This is a genomic window from Nocardia veterana NBRC 100344 (assembly GCF_000308855.1).
In the GTDB taxonomy this organism is placed as follows: Bacteria; Actinomycetota; Actinomycetes; order Mycobacteriales; family Mycobacteriaceae; genus Nocardia; species Nocardia veterana.
On record NZ_BAGM01000008.1, the window covers coordinates 107,911 to 126,638 of the forward strand.

Here is an 18,728-nt window from a genome sequence, read left to right on the forward strand (position 1 = left end):
AAGGAGTCACGATGAGTATTCGGGCGCTCGGATACATGCGCATCGAGGCGACCGACGTGGCCGCCTGGCGCGAGTACGGGCTCAAGGTGCTCGGCATGATGGAGGCCGACGGGCCGAACCCGGATGCCCTGTATCTGCGGATGGACGATTTTCCCGCCCGCCTGGTGATCGTGCCCGGCGACAAGGACCGTCTGCAGGTCTCGGGCTGGGAGGTTACCGATGCTCCCGCGCTGCAACGGCTTCGGGAGACACTGACCAAGGCCGACGTGCCGTTCGAAGAAGGCACCAAGGAGGAGCTGGCGGAGCGGCGCGTCGAGGGCATGATCCGCTTCCAGGACCCCTCCGCCAATACGCTCGAGGCGTTCTACGGAGCACAGTATCTGGCCCGGCGCTTCGTCAGCCCGTACGGCCACAAATTCGTCACCGCCGAACAGGGCCTCGGACACGTGGTGCTGACCTGCAACGACGATGCCGAAGCGCAGGCGTTCTACCAGGACGTGCTGGGCTTCCGGCTGCGCGATTCGATGCGGCTGCCACCCCAGGTCGTCGGCCGGCCGGCGGACGGCGAACCGGCCTGGCTGCGGTTCTACGGCTGCAACCCGCGCCATCACGCGCTGGCGTTCCTGCCGTTGCCGAATCCGACCGGCATCGTGCATCTCATGGTCGAGGTGGAGAATTCCGACGACGTCGGACTCTGCCTGGATCGCGCGCTGCGCAAGAAGGTGAAGATGTCGGCCACCCTCGGCCGGCACATCAACGACAAGATGCTGTCGTTCTACATGAAGACCCCCGGTGGATTCGACATCGAATTCGGCTGTGAGGGTTTGGAAGTCGACGACCACTCCTGGATCGCCCGCGAGTCCACCGCGGTCAGCCTGTGGGGGCACGACTTCTCGGTGGGATTCAAGTAGTGAGTGCGGAGAGGGCGGCAACCATGACCACGACCGGCGAATATCCGGAGATCGACGGCCGGCAGTTCCGGAACGTGCTGGGGCAGTTCTGCACCGGCATCACGGTGATCACCACGTTCACCGAGACCGAGGCCGAACCGGCGCCGATCGGTTTCGCCTGCCAGTCGTTCGCCGCCCTCTCCCTCGATCCGCCCCTGGTGCTGTTCTGCCCGACCAAGGGCTCGCGCTCCTGGGCCGCGATCGAGAAGTCCGGACGCTTCTGCGTCAACGTCCTCGCCGAGGAACAACAGCAGGTGTGCGCCCGCTTCGGTTCTCGCGAAGCCGACAAGTTCGCCGGAATCGACTGGCGCACCTCGGATCTGGGACTTCCGGTCCTGGACGACGCGCTGGCCACGATCCAGTGCACGGTGGACAGCGTCGTCGACGGCGGCGATCACTACATCGTGATCGGCCGCGTGCTGGCCCTGTCGGAGTCCACCGACTCCGGCAGGCCGCTTCTCTTCTATCGCGGTCAATACACCGCCATCGAGCCGGAGAAGACCACCCCCGCGCCGTGGCGTGCCGACCTCGAGCACTTCCTCACCACCACCACCCTCGACACCTGGTTGTAGACCCGGCCGGCGGCGGCGTCGCCGGTCGCGGCCGACGCCACGTTTCCGGGGATATCCGCGGTTCGGTGCACGGCAGCGGTTCCGCGCGGCCTTAGATTTGCCCCCATGGCGATTCGGGAGGGTGCGGATCGGGAGGTTTGGGGCGCACTGGACTTTCTGACCCGGCTGGCGGTGTCGATGCTGGAGGCCGGCTTCCCCTCGGAGCCGATGACCGACGCGGTGGCCGCGTGCGCAGCGGCGATGGGCCTCGACCGGGTGACGGTGATCGGCCTGGGGCGGGTCGTGACGATCGAATACCTGGCCGTCGACGGCCGCGCCCTGACCCGGACCGCGACCGCCGCGACGGTCGACGCGTTCGACTGCGAACGGATGAAACGCCTGCTCACCGCCGCGCGGGAGGCGGCGGTCAGCGGTGCCGACGCGGAGACGGCGCATCGCATCCTGGATGCCGCCGAGACTCGTAAGCTGCCCTGGCCGCGGTGGTTCGTCCCGTTCGGCGGCGCATTGCTCGCGCTGTGTATCGCCTTGCAGGTCGGCGGTTCGGGCGCGGCGGCGCTCGCGGCGGCCGTCGTACTGCTGCCGGTGTTCTGGCTCGGGCAGGGCCTCGGTTCGCTGGCGATTCCGCGGTTGTACGGGGTGGCGTTGCAGGCCCCCCTGGCCGCCACGCTGTGCGCGCTACTGCATCTCGTGGGTGCGCTGACCATGACCGAGGTGGCGGTCGCGATCGCCACCAACTGGGTACTGCTGGTGCCGATGCCGCAGCTGGTGGCGACCGCGATCGATGCCGTGAGCTCGGATACGGTGGCGGCGACCGCCCGGGCCGCCTCCGCACTGCTCGCGGTCGGCGGTATCGCGATGGGCGGTGCGCTGGTTTTCGCTGTCTCGCAACGCTTCTCGTTCGGCGAGTCGATCGACCCGACGCTGCCGCAGCTACCCATCTGGTTGGCGATCACCTTCTCCATCCTCGGTGCGCTGGGCAACGCCGTATTCAATCGCGGCGGCCCGGATCTGCTGCTGCCCGCCGCGGCGGCCGGCCTGCTCACCGCGTCGGTCAACCAGCCCCTGATTCATGCCGCGCACATCCCGCCCGACTGGTCCGGACCCCTGGCCGCGGTCGCGCTGGGCTTCGCGGCCGCCGCCTGCGCGCTCCCACTCCGGCTGCCGATGACCGCGCTGGCCCTCGTCGGAATCACCGGCGCGCTGCTGCCCGGTCTCACCCTCTACCAGGGCCTGGTCCTGGAGCTTTTCCACGTCTCCGGCATCGGCTACTTCGTCCGCACCTTCGCCGTCTGCGTGGGCTTGGGCGTGGGAGCGGCCCTGGGGGTGATCCTGAACTGGCTGCTCCAGCGCGCCCGGGCGCATGGACATCGAGTCATTATCACATAGATGTGATAATGTCAGGTCATGCTGTATGCGATAGAGGTCGAGCCGGAGGTTCGCGCCTTTCTCTCCGGCCTCTCGCCTGCAGACTTGGCGCGTGCCGACTTCGCTGCTGGGCTGCTTGCCACATATGGCCCGGAGCTGTCCGAACCTTACTGCCGCCATCTCGGTGACTGTGTGCGGGAACTTCGCTTCACCCTGTCTCGCAATCGCGCGACCCGGATCAGCTACTGGTTTCCCGGCGGTCGAAAAGCGGTGCTGCTGACCGTGTTCCATAAGACTCGGCAACGCGAATCACAGCAAATCGAGCGTGCGAAGCTGGCCCGCAAGGTATGCGAATCGCAGCATACCGGGCCCGCGCACCTGATATTCGACCCGATGGGAGACCTCGAAACATGACTACTCAGAAAGACTTCGATGCGGTCCTAGCTGCGAAGCGCGCTACTCCCGAATATCGGGCTGCCTATCGCGCCGCCCAGTTGGCGCACACCCTTGGTGTCCAGATCCGTGCGGCTCGTGAAGCGCGCGGATGGTCACAAACCGAATTGGCCGCCCGCGCGGGATTGCGTCAGCATGCGGTAAGTCGTCTGGAGGCCGGAGATGTCGTACCGACTTTGACCACACTCGAGCGCATCGCCGAAGCGCTCGAGGCTGAGCTGTCGGTTTCGCTGGCGGCATAGGTGTGCGCTGCGGTTCGGGCGGATGATCTGGTCGCCGTTCGAACGGGTCGACGCGTGGACATTTTGAGTGAGACCGTGGTGGCGGTGCGAACCGGAATGCCGGCGTCCGGGTTGTTCGTGCGACATGCGCCGTGGGGGAGACAGTATCCGGTGGTGCCCGGGGTCGGATTTCATATCGTGGTCGACGGTGAGTGCTGGTTGCTGGCTCCCGAGGCGGAACCGGTGGCGATGGGGCCGGGGGATGTGTTGTTCATGCCGCGCGGGGCGGCGCATGTGATCGCCGACCGTCCGGACAGCCCGGTTACCGAAGTCGCCACGGCGGGGGAGCCACGCGAGATCGCGGGGCCGGGTGCCCGGACTGCGCTGCTGTGCGGGGCGTACGAGGTGTGCCGGGCCCGCAGCCATCCGCTGCTGGACCAGCTGCCCGACTTTCTGCATCTGCCCGCCGATCCGAGCCGCCACCGGACACTGCGCGCCGCGGTGGATCTACTGACCACCGAGATCACCGAACCGCGGCCGGGCAGTGACGCCGCGGTCCCCGCACTACTGGACACCCTGCTGCTGTTCGTGCTGCGCACCTGGTACGAGGATGCCGAAACCTCGGGCTGGGCAGGGGCTTTGGCGGATCCGGCGGTCGCGGCCGCGCTGCGTGCGATCCATGACGATCCGGCGCGGTCCTGGTCGGTGCCCGCGCTGAGCGCCGTCGCGGGTGTATCGCGCGCGACCCTGAACCGCCGGTTCACCGCCACCGTCGGCGAGCCGCCACTGACCTACTTGACCCGCTGGCGCCTGCTCACCGCCGCCCGGCTCCTGCGCGACACCGAACTGCCGATCGCCGCCGTCGCGCACCGTGTCGGCTACGGGTCCGAATTCGCCTTCGCCAAAGCCTTCAAACGCGAATACACCGTGGCGCCGGGCCGCTACCGGCGCGCCGCCGAGCCCGAACCCGTTCTCGCGGTGTGAATCTCAGCTGAACGGCGTGCTGTGTTCCTGGCGCACCCCGTCCACGTACAGCTCGACCTTCTCGTTGTAGAAACACACCAGCCCGGCGATCTTCTGGCTCTCCGGCAGTGGCGTCGAGTAATACCAGACCAGATCGGGATACTCGGTATCGCCGATGCGAATGTTGTAGTACTCGGCCGTGCCCTTGTACGGGCAGCTGGTCGTGGTGGCCGAGGGGGTGAGTAGATCCATCCGGACATCCGTCAGCGGCAGGTAGTAGCGGGGAACCAGACCGGTTTCGTACAAAATGCGCGGTGAATTCGATTCCGCCACAACCTCTCCGCCCAACTCGACCCGCACATTCCGGGAACTGGCGAGGACGTCGACGCGGGTATACGGGTTACGCGGATGCACGTAGATCGGCTCGTCCTCCTCGAACCACCGGTCGATCAATGCCCAATCCAGTCGCACGTGCTCCCGTAGCTCCGGAATCGGCGACTCCGGATAACGAAGCGCCGCAGCGGCTCTGGTGGTGTCGCCGACGACCACGTCGTATTCGGTGCCCTCACCCCGGCTGGTGGAATGCCGAGTGGATCCGGTCGGCACCAATTCGGCCCGGATGTCCTCGGCGGGGAAGTAGTAGGTGGGGTAGTAGGGGCTCTCCCAGACGAGCAGCGGGCGGATCGTATCGGCCACCACCCGGCCCTCCACATAGCCCCGGATGCGCCGGTGACCTGCCTCGGTCCGCACCCGTCCCCGATTCGTCTCGGTCATTTCACCCACGGTACGCGCGCGGGATGACACAGCGGCCCCGGGCAGGTAACCGAGCCGTTCGGCCTCGCGCGGCTCGCATATGTCCTCGCGGTTCCGGCCGAGCCGGGTCAGGAGGTGATTCGGTCGCGTCGAGATTCGATCGCGCGGCGAATGACTTCCCGGGCTTCGTCACCCGTTACGGATCGTTCGGCAAGGTCGGTGAACACTCGACCGTAGGTTGCTATCTCCCGTGGCTGGGTGATGGTCAGCTCGGCGGTGACGGCTTCCACCAGTGCCAGTCGTTCATCGAAAATGACGAAGTTGGTTATTTGCATCGGTACTTCGGCTTGTGTAGGGACGACGCCGAGCAGGACACGAGGTAGGCCGATGACGGCCAGCAGCCGGTCGAGTTGTCCGAGCATGACGTGGTCGGCACCGACGGTGGTGTGTAAGGCTTGTTCGGCTATCAGGATGTGGAAGTGGTGGTCGCCCCTGTACAAGATTTGTTGGCGTTCCAGCCGTTTCGCCACGCCTTCGTCCAGATCGTCGGGCACTTGGTAGAAGTCGATATATCGACGCAAGATGGCCGCTGCGTATTCGGCGGTCTGCAGGATGCCGGGGACGATGTTGGGCTGAAAGATACGCATCAGCTTCGACTGTTCGGCGAGTTCGACCGCTTGCTGCTGTCGGCGTTTCGTTCCGGTGCCGAGGACCTTCCGCCACTCGAGGTACGCGGCTTGGACATTTCGCAGCGTGGCGACCAGGTCCGGGAGTTGGGCCTCGTTGCCGGTGTGGGTGCAGTAGGCGCGCAGGTGTGCCTCTGTGGGGCTTCTGTCGCCGGTCTCTATCTTCGACACCACCGACTCGTGCCAGCCGGCCAACCTGGCCAATTGGCGGCCGGAAAGGCCCGCGTCGCGACGAAGCCCTCGGAGTGTCGCCCCGAGGGCTCGCCGCTGTTCATGGACTGTGTTCGTCACTGCTCGGCGTACTCCGTATACGGAATTGCCAGCTTCCACAGCCGCTCGCGTGTTCGAACGCAGTACTCGACGATTCCGGGATCGGTGGTGACCGCTATTCCGGCGGGCGCCCCATCCGGGTCGACCAGGTTGTAAGCCACACGTTGCTCATCCATCAACCACCAGTCGTCCGGCGGTACTTCGCCGGCGATGTGCCTTGGTATGTACCGGATATCCTCGCCTGCATCGATGTTGGCCTCGGTCACCGACAGTAGCCACCGCTGGTAGTCCGAATGCGGTTCGGTGACCACCCGCACTCGGGACACTGTTACCCCTCGGGCGGTGGTTTCTCGCATGAGGTCTTGCCAGGGCGTGTGGATGTACGGTGCCGGTTCACCGGCGAGGAACGCGCGTATCCGGGACTGTTCGTCGGGTACGTGGTACTCGTCCCGAACTTCGAGATGGAAGGCGCTGCGCGTGAGTTCACGAAACAGATTCGGCCACAGGTCCGGCTCGGTGGTGGGACGCAGCAGCATTGCCGTAGAACCTCCGTGGTTGTTTCGGGACCTCGATCGCGGTCTCATTTTCTGCCAATGTCAGCATGCTGAACACCTCGGGTTCGGTGATCGGCCGTCCGGACAGTGCGAACGTACCGCGACCGGTGTCGGTCATCGTCGAGCCGATGAACGTATCCGGCTCCGCGAATCCCGGAAGAAGATGCGGGATCTCAACGGTTCCAAGACGGCTCGTCTCCCACCCCTGCACGATGTACGTACCGCGGTCGGTCGCGTAGAGGCTCGGGCATCCTCCTGAGTCGGACCCCCCTTTGCCCAGGAACTTCAGATTCATCGTGACATCTCCCCTCTGACGGTGTGGCACTTCTTGGCTGACGACATATCCATGATCTCGCAGATGTACGAGTTTCGCTGCAGGTAAATAGGTTTTGCCAAGTATTGACAAGTTCGTAGACGGCTCGCCGAGACGCTACCTACCGTTTTGACCACGCCCCGGCGCCGGGCCGAAACGACTTCCCCGGCGCCGGGTGCCATACCAGGCACACGAGGGGACGGAGTCGAAATGGGCACAGGGGCAAGGCGTTCGAGGCTTTACGTGTTTCCCGGTGGCGTGCTGGAGGTGGCCGACTATGGGGAGGGCGACTCGAGTGGGGTATATCTGGAGTTCGCGAGTCCGCTTCTGCCGCAGCGTGTTCCGCTCGCAGCCGAGGTACCCCCGCCTCTCCGTCCGATCGAGTCGGCCGATGCGGAGACGTGCGGACGAGTTCTCCGGTCGCTGCGCGGGTGGGAGGCATAGTCGCGTGCTCACCATCGCGTGGATTGTCGTCGTCGGGTTACCGGTGGGGGTGATCGTCTGGGCGGCCCGGCCCTCCGGACCTACGAGCGAGAACGTGCGGATAAGGAAAGGCCGGAACCCCCTGCGGGTTTCGCGAGGGGATTCCGGCCTCCGCCGTTGCGGTCAGAGAAGGAATACCGCAACGGTGGATCATCCGGGTGGGGATGACGTCTCAGTCGTCGCCGACGGTGATCGCCTCGGCCTCGGCCGGGCTGTGCTCGGCCGGTTCGTGCTCGTCCACGTGGGCGAGGGCGGAGCGGCCGCCGAGCAGGACCAGGACGCCGACCGCGGTGCAGGCCGCGCCGACCCAGAACGGCAGGGCCATCTGGTGTTCGCCCAGTTTGCCGGCCAAGTACGGGGCGGCGGCGCCGCCGACGAAGCGGACGAAGCTGTAGGCGGCCGAGGCGGTGGAGCGTTCCACCGGCGCGGAGATCATGACGGCCTCGGTGATCAGCGTGTTGTTGACGCCCAGGAACAGACCGGCGAGGACGGTGCCCACGATCAGCACGGGCTTGTGATCGGCCCAGATCGCCATGACGGCCAGATCGGCGGCGAACAGGGCCAGCGCGGTCGCGATCATCGGCACGGTGCCGAACATCCGCTGCAGGCGCGGCGCGAAGACCACCGACGCCAAGGCCAGCAGCAGACCCCAGCCGAAGAAGATGAACCCGATCGAGTAGGTGCCCATGTTCAGCGGGAACGGCGTGTACGCGAGCAGGGTGAAGAAGCCGTAGTTGTAGAGCAGGGCGGTGATGCTCACCAGGAGGAGGCCGCGATGACGCAAAGCCTTGAAGGGCGCCGTGATCGAGGTGTGCTGCGCGGGTTTCGGCATCTCCGGGAGCAACACGATGATCGCGATGAAGGCCACCGCCATCAACACCGCGACACCGAAGAACGGTGCGCGCCAGGAGAATCCGCCGAGGAAACCGCCGACCAGCGGACCGGCGGCGATGCCGATACCCAGCGCCGCCTCGTAGAGGATGATGGCGCGGGCGACACCGCCGGTGGCCGCGCCCACGATCGTCGCCAAGGCGGTCGCGATGAACAGCGCGTTGCCCAGGCCCCAGCCGGCCCGGAAGCCGACGATCTGTCCGACCGTGCTCGAGCTGCCCGCCAAGGCGGCGAAGACGACGATGACGGCCAGACCGGCGAGCAGGGTCTTCTTGGCGCCGAAGCGGCTGGACACCACGCCGGTGATCAGCATCGCGACGCCGGTGACCAGCATGTAGCTGGTGAAGAGCAGGGTCACCTGGGACGGTGAGGCATGTAGCTGTTCACCGATCGGCTTCAGGATCGGATCCACCAGGCCGATACCCATGAAGGCGATGACCGAGGCGAAAGCTACTGCCCAAACGGATTTGGGCTGTTTGGTCTTCGGAGTGGTCGTCGCCTCGGTCGCGGTCGGTGATGAGAGGGTGGTGCTCATCAACGCTCCTCTGTCGAGACTTCGTGGGGTGCGGCGGATTTCAGGGCTTCGAGCAGATCGGCCAACTCACTGTCGAGGTGGCTGAGGCGATCGATGCCGAAGTCGGGCAACCTGGCCGCGAGTGCGGTGCCGAACGCGCGGCGGGACGCGGACAGTTGTGCGCGTCCCGCCGGCGTCAGCTCGACGACCACGGCTCTGGAGTCGTCGGGGTCCTTGGTGCGGGCCGCGAATCCGGCGGCTGTCAGCCGGCCGATCAGCGCCGTTGCCGAGGGCTGGGAGCAGCCGTCGATCTGCGCGAACTCGCTGATGCGCAGCGGGCCGTGCTCGTCGAGGGTGGACAGCGCCCGCACCATCGCACGTGGGAGCGCATTGGCTGCCAACGTGCCGGCAAGTCGGGTGAGTCGCGCCGCGGTGACCGCGATGTCGACCACGAGGGCCTCTGCCCGGGGGTCCGGGCCGGCGAGGTTGGGCGACTCGTTCGACTGCACGAGGATTATGTTACATAACCTAACTATGTAAGTACATAGCCTAACTATCTAATCGCTGGTGACTTCGGGCACAGCCTGATAAGGCCAGGTCAGGGCACTGTATGGGATGGCGGGAGGCTAGGGTTCGAGGGAGCTCTCGCGGTCCCGGGGGGGGTGAGTCGCGAGTCCGGACATACTCGCCCCAAAACGCCGTCGACCCCGTGGCCGTGTGGCCGCGGGGTCGACGGCGAGCGGCTCAGGCCGGACGGGCGAGCGGGCGCCCGGGCATGCCGAACAGTTCGGCATCGGCATGCGCCCGCTTGAAGTACAGGTGGGCGTCGTGCTCCCAGGTGATGGCGATGCCGCCGTGCATCTGCACGGTCTCCGACACCACCGACCGGAACGCTTGCGAACAGTGGATGCGCGCCGATTCCAGGTCCAGGGCGGTCTCCGCGGTCACCGGACGGTCGAGATTCGCGATCGCCGCGTAGGCGGCCGAACGGGCCGATTCCACCAGCACGTACATATCGGCCATCCGATGTTTCAGCGCTTGGAAGCTGCCGATCGGCCGGCCGAACTGCACCCGCGATTTGCTGTATTCGACGGTCATGTCGAGGCACTGCTCGGCGGCACCGACCTGTTCGGCGGCCAGGGCCGCCCAGGCGATGTCGCGGAGCCGGGCGGTCACGCCCGCGGCGTCCGCGCTCAACCGACTGGCTGCCACGCCGTCGAAGGTGACGGCGCTCAACCGGCGCGTCGGATCCATCGTCGGGGTGACGGCGCGGGTGACTCCCGGCGCGGCGGCGTCCACCTCGAAGAGTCCGTCGGCCGTCACGACGAGCAGGGTGTCGGCCCCGCCGCCGTCGAGCACATAGTGTGCCGTGCCGGTCAGCGTGTCATCGTCGGAGCGGACGCCGTACCCGGACCCGCCGCGCGGCGACGCTCCGGAACGGACTGTCGCCCAGCCGTTTTCGTCCGCCCAGCACACCGCGAGGGTGGTGGTGCCTTCGGCGACGCCGGGGAGCAGCCGCTGCGCGGCGGCCCGATCGCCGGAAGCCAGCACCGCCTGGGCGCCGAGGACCGCCGAGCCGAGCATCGGCGGATTGTGCAGGGTGCGCCCGAGCTCCTCGACCACCACCAGCGCGGTGTCGAGTTCGGCGCCGATTCCGCCGTACTCCTCCGGAATCGCCAGGGCGGCCACCCCGACCTGCTCGCACAGCAACTGCCAGAGCCGCTGGTCGTAGCCGAATTCGCTGTCGACGGCGCGGCGCAGGGCGTCGCGGTCGCCGTGCTTGGTGAGAACTGCCCGCACGGTCGAGGCCAAATCCTGCAATTCCGCGGTATCGGTCATCGCCGTACTCCCGTCTGGTCGTCGCGCCGCATCGGCATCGGTCGGTTCATGCCGGTGTCCCGGTGGGCGTCCGCAGCGCTGCGGCAACTCGGGCACGATGGAAATCCGCTGTGCCCCAGGCGGAACGGAGCGCGGTCACCTTGGTGATCCACAGCGACAGGTCGCATTCGGCGGTGTAACCGATCGCTCCGTGCACCTGCAGGGCGATACGCGCGGTCCGGTACGCGGCCTCCGCGCAGGCGATCTTGGCGGCCGACACGTCGCGGGCGCGGTCGGGCGTGCCGAAACTCAACGCCGCCCGGTGCAGCAGCGGTTCGGCCATGTCGAGACCGATCTTCGCGTCGGCCAGATGATGTTTGACGGCCTGGTAGCGGCCGATCGGCTGGCCGAACTGATGCCGCTGGATCACGTACGTCACGCTGGTGTCCAGCATCGCCTTACCCGCGCCCAGCAGTTGTGCGGCGGTCGCCAGCGCCCCCGCGTCGAATCCGGCCTCCGCTGCGACTCGGACCGAATCACCCTGCGCGACAACCTCGTCCGGGACCAGCGCGTACAAGCGTCGGGCCGGATCCACGGACTCGATTCGATCGCCGCACCGGGCGGTGGACAAGGTGTCCCCGTCCACGACGAGCGCGACATCGGCGCTGTCCGCGTCCAAGGCGGGAGTCCGCGGTGCCAGTGCGATGGTGCCGATCGCCGCGCCCTCGGCGAATCCCGGCAGCCAACGCCGCGCGGGCGCGGGATCGTCGAGTGCCTGCAGCAGGGCGGGGATCACCGCGGCGGTTTCGATCAGTGGCCCGGGCGCAGCGGCTCGGCCGAATTCCTGGCACGCGACGATCAGATCGATGGTCTCCGCGCCCATTCCGTCGTATTCCTCGGCGACCGCCAGCCCCAGGGCGCCGGCGCCGGCCAGCTGGCGGATCAGCGCCCGGCCGCCGCGCGCGCCGCCACCGCTCCAATTGCGGATCACGGCGGGTGTGCCCGCGGCATCACACATCTTGCGCAGACTGTCGGCGAAGTCGCGTTGTTCGGGGGAGAGTGCAAATCTCATCGATCGGTCCATTCGGGGTGGCGGCGCGGGGCGGGGTGGCTCATGGCGGATCTCAACGTGGTAGCCCGAGCAGGCGCTCGGCGACGATATTGCGCTGAATCTCGTTGGTACCGGCGTAGATCGGGCCCGCCAGCGAGAACAGGTAGCCGTCGGTCCACGCGCTGCTCTGCTCGGCCGTGGCGCCCAGCAGATCCAATGCGGTCTCGTGCATCGCGATATCGAGTTCGGACCAGAACACCTTGTTGACGGAGGATTCGGCGCCGAGTTTGCCGCCCTCGGTCAGCCTGGTCACGGTGCCCAGGGTGTTGAGCCGGTAGGCCTCGGCCCCGATCCAGGCGTCGACGACACGGTTGCGGATCGCGGTATCGGCCGGATCGGCGGTGTCGCGCCACAGTTCGATCAGCCGGGCCGCGGTGGCATTGAAGCGTCCGGGGCTGCGCAGCGACAGGCCGCGCTCATTGCTGGAGGTGCTCATCGCGACCCGCCAGCCGGCGCCCGGCTCGCCGATCACATCCCGATCGGGGACGAAGACGTTGTCCAGGAAGATCTCCGCGAAACCGGGTTCACCGTCGAGCTGCGGGATGGGCCGCACGGTCACCCCGTCGGCCGACAGCGGGAACATCACATAGGTCAGGCCTGAATGCCGCGAAGCGGCCAAACCCCTACTGCGCCGCTCCTCGTCCGTTTCGCTGCGGAACAGCCCGAACGCCCAGTCCGCGAACGACGCGCGCGAACTCCAGGTCTTCTGCCCGTTCAGCACCCAGCCGCCCTCGACCCGTTTCGCGCTGGAGCGGATACCGGCCAAGTCGCTACCGGCCTCGGGCTCCGACCATGCCTGGGCCCAGATGTCGTCGGCCCGTGCCATTCTCGGCAGGATGCGCTCGAGCTGTTCGGGAGTGCCGTGTTCGAACAGGGTCGGGGCGAGCAGGAAGATGCCGTTCTGGCTGACCCGACCGGGTGCGCCCGCGGCGTAGTACTCCTCCTCGAACAGCACCCACTCGAGCAGCGAGGCGTCGCGGCCGCCGTATTCGCGCTGCCACGACACCACCGACAGCCGCGCCTCGGCGAGGGTGTGCTCCCATTCCCGATGTGCCTCGAAACCCTCGCGGGTGTCCATCGAGGGCAGTGGTTCGGCGGGTACGTTGGCGCGCAGGAATTCGCGCACCTCGAGTTGAAATTGCTTTGCGGCCGAATCTAATTCGAGATCCATCTACTTGCCGCTCCGTTCTGCGGTAGTGGTGGTCGTTGCGGTGGGGGAGCCGGGCCCGGACGCGGCGGCTCGGGTGGCCACGGGGACCGCGCGACCACCGCCGTCGGAGTCGGCCGAGGCCTTCATCGACTTGGCGGTCATACCGGCCAGCGAGTCGGTGCCGACCTCGGCGTTGTGGGCGTGGGCGAAATGGTGCAGGCCGAAGACCGAATCCATGCCGGCGCGCATACCCATCAGGTCCTCGCACTGGTTGACGGCCTTCTTCGCCAATGCGAGGCCGAACTGCGGCATGGTGGCGATCTTCTCGGCCAGTTCGAGGGTCTGTGATTCCAGTTCGGCGCGCGGCACGACCCGGTTCACCATGCCCCATTCGTAGGCCTGCTCGGCGCTGAATCGATCACCGGTGAACAGCACCTCCTTGGCCCGCCGCGGCCCCAGCACCCACGGGTGCGCGAAGTACTCCACACCGGGAATGCCCATCCGGACAACGGGATCGGAGAAGAAGGCATCGTCGGCGGCGACGATCATGTCGCACACCCAGGCCAGCATCATCGCGCCCGCGATGCAGGCGCCCTGCACCATCGCGATGGTGGGCTTGGGGATTTCCCGCCAGCGGCGGCACATGCCGAGGTAGACCTCGAGTTCGCGGGCGAAGCGCTGATCGCCGCCGGGCCGATCGACGTGGTCCCACCACAGCGCGGCCTTGTTGTCGTAGCTGACGTGGTGGTCGCGGCCGGGCGTGCCGATATCGTGGCCGGCGCTGAAATGTTTGCCGTTGCCCGCCAGCACGATCACCTTGACCTCGGCGTCGTCGACGGCCCGGGTGAAGGCCGCGTCGAGGGCATAGGTCATCACCGAGTTCTGGGCGTTGCGGTAGTCCGGCCGGTTCATCGTGACGACGGCGATCGGACCGCGGCGCTCGTAGGTGACGACCTCGCCCTCGTCCGGAATCGGCCCGGGGGTTGCGTCTGTGGTCACGAGATCTCCTCACGTAGTTGCCGCTTGAGCACCTTTCCGGCGGCGCTGTAGGGCAGCCGGTCCCGGAACTCCACGAATCGCGGCACCTTGAAATTGGCCAGGGTCTGCTTCGCGTAGGCGATGACGTCGTCTTCGGACAGTTCGGCGCCCGCCCGGCGCACGATGAAGGCCTTGCCGACCTCACCCATGCGCTCGTCCGGCACCCCGATCACCGCGGACTCGGCGACGCCGTCCAGCCGGGCCAGGGTCTGCTCGATCTCGGCCGGATAGACGTTGAATCCGCCGGAGATGTACATGTCCTTGAGCCGGTCGGTGATCTTGAGATACCCGCGCTCGTCGAGGATTCCGACGTCGCCGGTGTGCAGCCAGCCGTCGGCGTCGATGGTCTTGGCGGTGGCCTCCGGATCGTCGAGATAGCCGATCATCACGTTCGGTCCGCGCAGCAGGACCTCGCCGTGATCGCCGATGCGCACCTCGAATCCGGCCATCGCCGCGCCCGAGGTGTTCGCGATGGTTTCCGGGTCGTCGTCGGGCAGGCACATCGTGCCGAAGCCGGACGATTCCGAGAGGCCGTAGGCGGTGACCACCACCTCGAATCGCAGTTCGCTGCGCATTCTTTCGACCAGCACCACCGGTACGGTCGCCGCGCCGGTGACGGCCACCCGCAGGCTGCCGAGGTCGAAATCGGCGCGCGCGGGGTGTTCCAGAATGGTTTGGTAGATCGTCGGCGGACCGGTCAATACGGTGATGGCCTGTTCCTGCACCATCCGCATCGTCTGCGGCACGTCGAAGGTCGCCTGCGGGACTATGGTCGCGCCGGTGACCAGGCAGGCGAGGATGGCCGCCTTGTATCCGAAGTTGTGGAAGAACGGCGGAATCACCAGATAGCGGTCGGAGCTGTTCAACGTCGAGCGCTCCACCCAGGCCCGCACCACATCGAGCGCCTGCCGGTGCGCGACCAGCGTGCCCTTGCTGCGGCCGGTGGTACCGGAGGTGAACAGAATGTCGGCGATATCGTCCGGCTCGACCGATTCCGCCCGCGCGATCACCTTCTCGACCGGCGTCTGCGCGGCCAGTTCGGCCAGCTGCGACCACGCGATCGCATCGCCGTACTCGGTGCCCGTGCCCTCGGCCGGAATGACGATGACGGTGCCGACGGCCAAATCCGGTGCGGCGGCGCGCAATTCCGCCAGCCGCTGCCGACCCAGGAACGGATCCGCGATGAACAGTGCCTTCGCGTCCACCCGGGCCAGCACATCGGCGGCCTCGTCCGCGACGTAGCGCGTGTTGAGCGGGACCAGTGCGGCGCCGGTGTAATGGGTGGCCAGTGCGGCCACCACCCAGTGCCAGGTGTTGGGCGCCCAGATCGCGATCCGATCGCCGCGCTGGACGCCGCGCGTGATCAGCGCCCCGGCCGTCTGCCGGACCGCGTCCAGTAGCTGCGCCCAGCTCAGCTGCACCTCGCCGTCGGTGACCGCCGGCGCGTCGCCGTGGATGCGCGCGGCGTCGTGCAGGGCAAGGGGTGTGGTCTGCACAGGGGTGGTCACGTCGTCCTCGTCTTCTACACGCAGGTCGACGGACCGAGCGGCCGGCGTTCCGGCGTGGTGACGGCTCGATCCGTCTCTCGTTTCGCTCCGCAGCGGTCACCGCCCTACAAAGCAAGTGCTTGGTAGGTTACTCTACCGGAGTGAGTGCGATCCAGACCCCCGATTCCGCCGCCGGGGCAGCTGCCCCCGCCGGCACGGAAACCCGTGCTGACCAGGAATTCCGCGTCGAAGTGCGGGAATGGCTGGCCGAGAACTTGAACGGACGGTTCCGCGAGCTGCGCGGGCTGGGCGGGCCGGGAAGTGAGCACGAAGCCTTCGACGAACGGCTGGAATGGGACCGCCACCTCGCCGCCGCCGGTCTGACCTGCCTGGGCTGGCCGGTGGAATACGGCGGCCGCGCCGCGACCCTGCGCCAGCAGGTGATCTTCCACGAGGAGTACGCGAGCGCGAACGCCCCGGCGCGCGTCTCGCACCTGGGGGAGGAGCTGCTGGGGCCGACCCTGCTCGCCTTCGGCACCGAGGAACAGAAGCAGCGCTTCCTGCCCGGAATCCGCTCGGTCACCGAACTATGGTGTCAGGGATATTCCGAGCCCGGGGCCGGTTCGGACCTGGCGAACGTGTCGACCAGCGCCCGGCTCGACGGGGACGAATGGTCGATCAACGGGCAGAAGATCTGGACCTCGCTGGCGCATCTGTCCGACTGGTGTTTCGTCATCGCCCGCACCGAACCCGGTTCGACCCGCCACCACGGACTGTCTTATCTGCTGGTGCCGATGAAGCAGCCGGGCATCGAGGTGCGTCCGATCATTCAGCTCACCGGAACCGCCGAATTCAACGAGGTGTTCTTCGACAACGCTCGGACGGCCGCCGACCTGGTGGTCGGCAAGCCCGGCGAGGGCTGGCGGGTGGCGATGGGCACGTTGACCTTCGAACGCGGCATTTCCACGGTGGGACAGCAGATTCGGTTCGCGCGTGAGTTGTCGAATCTCGAGGCGGTGGCGAAAGCCAATGGCGCACTGGATGATCCGGCGTTGGCGGAGCGGATCGACCAGGCCTGGGTGGGGCTGCGGGTGCTGCGCGCCCATGCCCTGCGCACACTCGAATCGGCGCATCAGAACGTCGACGCGCGCACCGCCGCGGGCCAGGCCTCGGTCTCGAAACTGTTGTGGGCCAACTGGCATCGCGGCCTCGGCGAGCTGGCGATGGACGTGCTGGGCCCTGCGGGCCTGCTCGCCGAGCGCGCCGACGAGCTGAACCAATGGCAGCGCCTGTACCTGTTCACCCGTGCCGACACCATCTACGGCGGCTCGAACGAAGTGCAGCGCAACATCATCTCCGAACGCGTCCTCGGCCTGCCCCGGGAAGCTCGCTGACCACCCCCGGCCCGGACCCCGTCCGGACGGAAACCATTGGCCGAAGCCACTGTTCGGCCGTAAGGAAGGACCTACAGTGCCCGATCTCTCGGTTCCGCCCCAGCCCATCTCCGGTCACGGACTGCTCGCCGGCCGGATCGCCGTGATCACCGCCGCCGCCGGCACCGGTATCGGTTCGGCCACCGCCCGCCGCATGCTCGAGGAGGGCGCCGACGTCGTGGTCTCCGATTGGCACGAGCGGCGCCTGAAGCAGACCGAGGAAGAGCTCGCCGCGGAATTCCCGCAGCGCCAGGTCGCCTCGGTGGTCTGCGATGTCACCAGCACCGAGCAGGTCGACGAGCTGATCCGCGCCGCCGCGCAGCGCCTGGGCCGCATCGACATCATGGTCAACAACGCCGGATTGGGCGGGGAGACCCCGGTGGTGGACATGACCGACGAGCAGTGGGACCGCGTGCTCGATATCACCCTGAACGGCACCTTCCGCTGCACCCGGGCGGCGCTGAACTATTTCCGCACCGCCGGCCACGGCGGCGTGATCGTCAACAACGCCAGTGTGCTGGGCTGGCGGGCCCAGCACGGTCAGGCGCACTACGCCGCGGCCAAGGCCGGTGTCATGGCCCTGACCCGCTGTAGCGCCGTCGAGGCCGCCGAGTTCGGGGTGCGGATCAACGCCGTCGCGCCGAGCATCGCCCGGCACCCGTTCCTGGACAAGGTGAGCTCCAGCGAACTGCTCGACCGACTGGCCGCGGGCGAGGCCTTCGGCCGGGCCGCCGAGCCCTGGGAGGTCGCCGCCACCATCGCCATGCTGGCCAGCGACTACACCTCGTACCTGACCGGCGAAGTGGTCTCGGTCAGCAGCCAGCGCGCTTGAGTAGAAGCCGCTACGAGCGGTAGGCCCCCGCCGCAGCGAAGCGGGGGCAAAAAACACTTCCGCTTACCGGGTCTACCTGTGCGATCCTGAAAAAGTCCGGTTCCGACAGTTCGAAGGGACCACGACCCATGGGTCTGGACGATCGACAGGTAGACAACGACGTACTGGAACTCGAGTTGATTCGCGAGGTGGTCCTCGCCCGGCGGCGCCAGGACAGTATCGTGCTCGCCGCACTCACCCTCGGCGCCGAGTTGCTCGATCATGCCGGTGACGAAGCGACGGCGACGCGTGCCGCGCAGATCCTGCATGCGCACCGGGTGGACGAATCCGAGGTGACCCGCGATCCGCGGGCGGCCCTGCGCGCGGATATGGCGAGGGATCTGCGGCGGGCGCGGCGCATCGGCCTCGGCTGCACCCCGGGGGAGGCGGACCCGGCTTCCGAACGCCGGCGGCGACAGACCGAGCTGCTGTGCGAGGTGCGCGCCGATCTGCTGGAGGTCGTCCGGCGTTGCCGGCGCTTCCGATTCGACCGCATCGCGTTCGCCGACGGAATCGATCAGGGGTTGGCGGCGGCAACGGGGAAGCTCGAGGTCGGCGCCGACCGGGAGACCTACCTGGCCTGGCGACGGGGCATGGTGCTCAAACTCAGCGAGGTTCCGGATCCCGGTGGCCCGCCGCGCGTGCTGGCCACCGTCGATGCCGGTCCCGGCCGGGCCCCGCTGCTGGTCGAGTGGGACAGCTGTGAACGTCGGCTCGCGCTGGTGGCGCGGATGAAACGCGCCGGCGTCTCACCCCTGGAGATCTGTGATCGGCTGCTGGCCGATCTGTCGATGTCGTCCCCGCTGCGCTACTCGGTGCGTTGAGCGAACCA

At 67.4% G+C, this 18,728-nt stretch carries 20 protein-coding genes; 9 read left to right on the top strand and 11 right to left on the bottom strand.

The window, feature by feature from the left end:
- Window positions 1-11 precede the first annotated feature (11 nt).
- The 6 genes from hsaC to ON37_RS02370 all read left to right on the top strand — a co-directional run bounded on the left by hsaC (window position 12) and on the right by ON37_RS02370 (window position 4,545).
- Complete coding sequence (gene hsaC, locus ON37_RS02345) at window positions 12-911, top strand: iron-dependent extradiol dioxygenase HsaC (protein WP_040715997.1); 900 nt, start codon at window positions 12-14, stop codon at window positions 909-911.
- Window positions 912-934: 23 nt separating this feature from the next.
- Entirely contained in the window at window positions 935-1,522 is a 588-nt protein-coding gene (gene hsaB, locus ON37_RS02350) for a 3-hydroxy-9,10-secoandrosta-1,3,5(10)-triene-9,17-dione monooxygenase reductase subunit (protein ID WP_040716082.1), read from the top strand.
- 105 nt (window positions 1,523-1,627) lie between these two features.
- The gene (locus tag ON37_RS02355; RefSeq protein WP_040715999.1) at window positions 1,628-2,908 is read left to right on the top strand and encodes a threonine/serine exporter family protein; all 1,281 of its coding nucleotides are present in this window, start codon (window positions 1,628-1,630) and stop codon (window positions 2,906-2,908) included.
- Between the two features lie 18 nt (window positions 2,909-2,926).
- Window positions 2,927-3,301, top strand: a complete 375-nt coding sequence (locus ON37_RS02360) for a type II toxin-antitoxin system RelE/ParE family toxin (protein ID WP_040716001.1) — start codon at window positions 2,927-2,929, stop codon at window positions 3,299-3,301.
- Window positions 3,298-3,582 carry a helix-turn-helix domain-containing protein gene (locus ON37_RS31445; protein WP_040716002.1) on the top strand — a complete coding sequence of 95 codons (285 nt, stop codon included), beginning with the start codon at window positions 3,298-3,300 and terminating at the stop codon, window positions 3,580-3,582. Before ON37_RS02360 ends, ON37_RS31445 begins: the two co-directional genes overlap by 4 nt.
- A 54-nt stretch (window positions 3,583-3,636) precedes the next feature.
- Window positions 3,637-4,545, top strand: a complete 909-nt coding sequence (locus ON37_RS02370; protein WP_040716005.1) for an AraC family transcriptional regulator — start codon at window positions 3,637-3,639, stop codon at window positions 4,543-4,545.
- Window positions 4,546-4,548: 3 nt separating this feature from the next.
- Here the strand turns inward: ON37_RS02370 and ON37_RS02375 are convergent, their stop codons facing one another.
- The 11 genes from ON37_RS02375 to ON37_RS02420 form a co-directional block, all read right to left on the bottom strand.
- Window positions 4,549-5,298 (bottom strand): DUF427 domain-containing protein, encoded by a 750-nt coding sequence (locus ON37_RS02375; RefSeq protein ID WP_040716007.1) that lies wholly within the window; start codon window positions 5,296-5,298, stop codon window positions 4,549-4,551.
- Window positions 5,299-5,405: 107 nt separating this feature from the next.
- The gene (locus ON37_RS02380) at window positions 5,406-6,293 is read right to left on the bottom strand and encodes a helix-turn-helix domain-containing protein (protein ID WP_306306446.1); all 888 of its coding nucleotides are present in this window, start codon (window positions 6,291-6,293) and stop codon (window positions 5,406-5,408) included.
- Window positions 6,251-6,769 (bottom strand): DUF6879 family protein, encoded by a 519-nt coding sequence (locus ON37_RS02385; protein WP_051031058.1) that lies wholly within the window; start codon window positions 6,767-6,769, stop codon window positions 6,251-6,253. The genes ON37_RS02380 and ON37_RS02385 overlap by 43 nt, the downstream gene beginning before the upstream one ends.
- Window positions 6,717-7,082 carry a hypothetical protein gene (locus ON37_RS31450; RefSeq protein WP_083892658.1) on the bottom strand — a complete coding sequence of 122 codons (366 nt, stop codon included), beginning with the start codon at window positions 7,080-7,082 and terminating at the stop codon, window positions 6,717-6,719. The genes ON37_RS02385 and ON37_RS31450 overlap by 53 nt, the downstream gene beginning before the upstream one ends.
- A gap of 673 nt (window positions 7,083-7,755) precedes the next feature.
- A complete protein-coding gene (locus ON37_RS02390; protein WP_040716010.1) occupies window positions 7,756-9,009 on the bottom strand; it encodes an MFS transporter in 1,254 nt (417 codons plus the stop codon).
- On the bottom strand, window positions 9,009-9,497 hold the full coding sequence (locus ON37_RS02395; RefSeq protein WP_051031059.1) for a MarR family winged helix-turn-helix transcriptional regulator: 489 nt from the start codon (window positions 9,495-9,497) through the stop codon (window positions 9,009-9,011). Before ON37_RS02395 ends, ON37_RS02390 begins: the two co-directional genes overlap by 1 nt.
- A 235-nt stretch (window positions 9,498-9,732) precedes the next feature.
- Window positions 9,733-10,827: an acyl-CoA dehydrogenase family protein gene (locus tag ON37_RS02400; RefSeq protein WP_040716014.1), complete on the bottom strand. Its 1,095-nt coding sequence runs from the start codon at window positions 10,825-10,827 to the stop codon at window positions 9,733-9,735.
- A gap of 46 nt (window positions 10,828-10,873) precedes the next feature.
- Window positions 10,874-11,878, bottom strand: coding sequence for an acyl-CoA dehydrogenase family protein (locus ON37_RS02405; RefSeq protein WP_040716016.1), 1,005 nt, complete (start codon window positions 11,876-11,878; stop codon window positions 10,874-10,876).
- A gap of 52 nt (window positions 11,879-11,930) precedes the next feature.
- Window positions 11,931-13,088: an acyl-CoA dehydrogenase family protein gene (locus ON37_RS02410; protein ID WP_040716018.1), complete on the bottom strand. Its 1,158-nt coding sequence runs from the start codon at window positions 13,086-13,088 to the stop codon at window positions 11,931-11,933.
- Entirely contained in the window at window positions 13,089-13,979 is an 891-nt protein-coding gene (locus tag ON37_RS02415; protein ID WP_245552954.1) for an enoyl-CoA hydratase, read from the bottom strand.
- An 83-nt stretch (window positions 13,980-14,062) separates the two neighbouring features.
- Window positions 14,063-15,613 (bottom strand): FadD3 family acyl-CoA ligase, encoded by a 1,551-nt coding sequence (locus ON37_RS02420; RefSeq protein ID WP_040716019.1) that lies wholly within the window; start codon window positions 15,611-15,613, stop codon window positions 14,063-14,065.
- Window positions 15,614-15,762: 149 nt separating this feature from the next.
- On the opposite strand from ON37_RS02420, the gene ON37_RS02425 reads away from it, so the two are divergent.
- From ON37_RS02425 to ON37_RS02435, 3 genes are all read left to right on the top strand, one after another.
- On the top strand, window positions 15,763-16,986 hold the full coding sequence (locus tag ON37_RS02425) for an acyl-CoA dehydrogenase family protein (RefSeq protein ID WP_051031065.1): 1,224 nt from the start codon (window positions 15,763-15,765) through the stop codon (window positions 16,984-16,986).
- A 76-nt stretch (window positions 16,987-17,062) separates the two neighbouring features.
- Entirely contained in the window at window positions 17,063-17,857 is a 795-nt protein-coding gene (locus ON37_RS02430) for an SDR family oxidoreductase (RefSeq protein WP_040716020.1), read from the top strand.
- Between the two features lie 128 nt (window positions 17,858-17,985).
- Complete coding sequence (locus ON37_RS02435; RefSeq protein WP_040716021.1) at window positions 17,986-18,720, top strand: hypothetical protein; 735 nt, start codon at window positions 17,986-17,988, stop codon at window positions 18,718-18,720.
- The last annotated feature ends 8 nt before the right edge of the window (window positions 18,721-18,728 follow it).

Excerpts from the sequence above, each read along its gene's own strand:
- hsaC (WP_040715997.1), top strand. The coding sequence starts at position 12 with ATGAGTATTCGGGCGCTCGGATACATGCGCATCGAGGCGACCGACGTG.
- hsaB (WP_040716082.1), top strand. The coding sequence starts at position 935 with ATGACCACGACCGGCGAATATCCGGAGATCGACGGCCGGCAGTTCCGG.
- ON37_RS02355 (WP_040715999.1), top strand. The coding sequence starts at position 1,628 with ATGGCGATTCGGGAGGGTGCGGATCGGGAGGTTTGGGGCGCACTGGAC.
- ON37_RS02360 (WP_040716001.1), top strand. The coding sequence starts at position 2,927 with ATGCTGTATGCGATAGAGGTCGAGCCGGAGGTTCGCGCCTTTCTCTCC.
- ON37_RS31445 (WP_040716002.1), top strand. The coding sequence starts at position 3,298 with ATGACTACTCAGAAAGACTTCGATGCGGTCCTAGCTGCGAAGCGCGCT.
- ON37_RS02375 (WP_040716007.1), bottom strand. The coding sequence starts at position 5,298 with ATGACCGAGACGAATCGGGGACGGGTGCGGACCGAGGCAGGTCACCGG.
- ON37_RS02385 (WP_051031058.1), bottom strand. The coding sequence starts at position 6,769 with ATGCTGCTGCGTCCCACCACCGAGCCGGACCTGTGGCCGAATCTGTTT.
- ON37_RS31450 (WP_083892658.1), bottom strand. The coding sequence starts at position 7,082 with ATGAATCTGAAGTTCCTGGGCAAAGGGGGGTCCGACTCAGGAGGATGC.
- ON37_RS02390 (WP_040716010.1), bottom strand. The coding sequence starts at position 9,009 with ATGAGCACCACCCTCTCATCACCGACCGCGACCGAGGCGACGACCACT.
- ON37_RS02400 (WP_040716014.1), bottom strand. The coding sequence starts at position 10,827 with ATGACCGATACCGCGGAATTGCAGGATTTGGCCTCGACCGTGCGGGCA.
- ON37_RS02405 (WP_040716016.1), bottom strand. The coding sequence starts at position 11,878 with ATGAGATTTGCACTCTCCCCCGAACAACGCGACTTCGCCGACAGTCTG.
- ON37_RS02410 (WP_040716018.1), bottom strand. The coding sequence starts at position 13,088 with ATGGATCTCGAATTAGATTCGGCCGCAAAGCAATTTCAACTCGAGGTG.
- ON37_RS02415 (WP_245552954.1), bottom strand. The coding sequence starts at position 13,979 with ATGAACCGGCCGGACTACCGCAACGCCCAGAACTCGGTGATGACCTAT.
- ON37_RS02435 (WP_040716021.1), top strand. The coding sequence starts at position 17,986 with ATGGGTCTGGACGATCGACAGGTAGACAACGACGTACTGGAACTCGAG.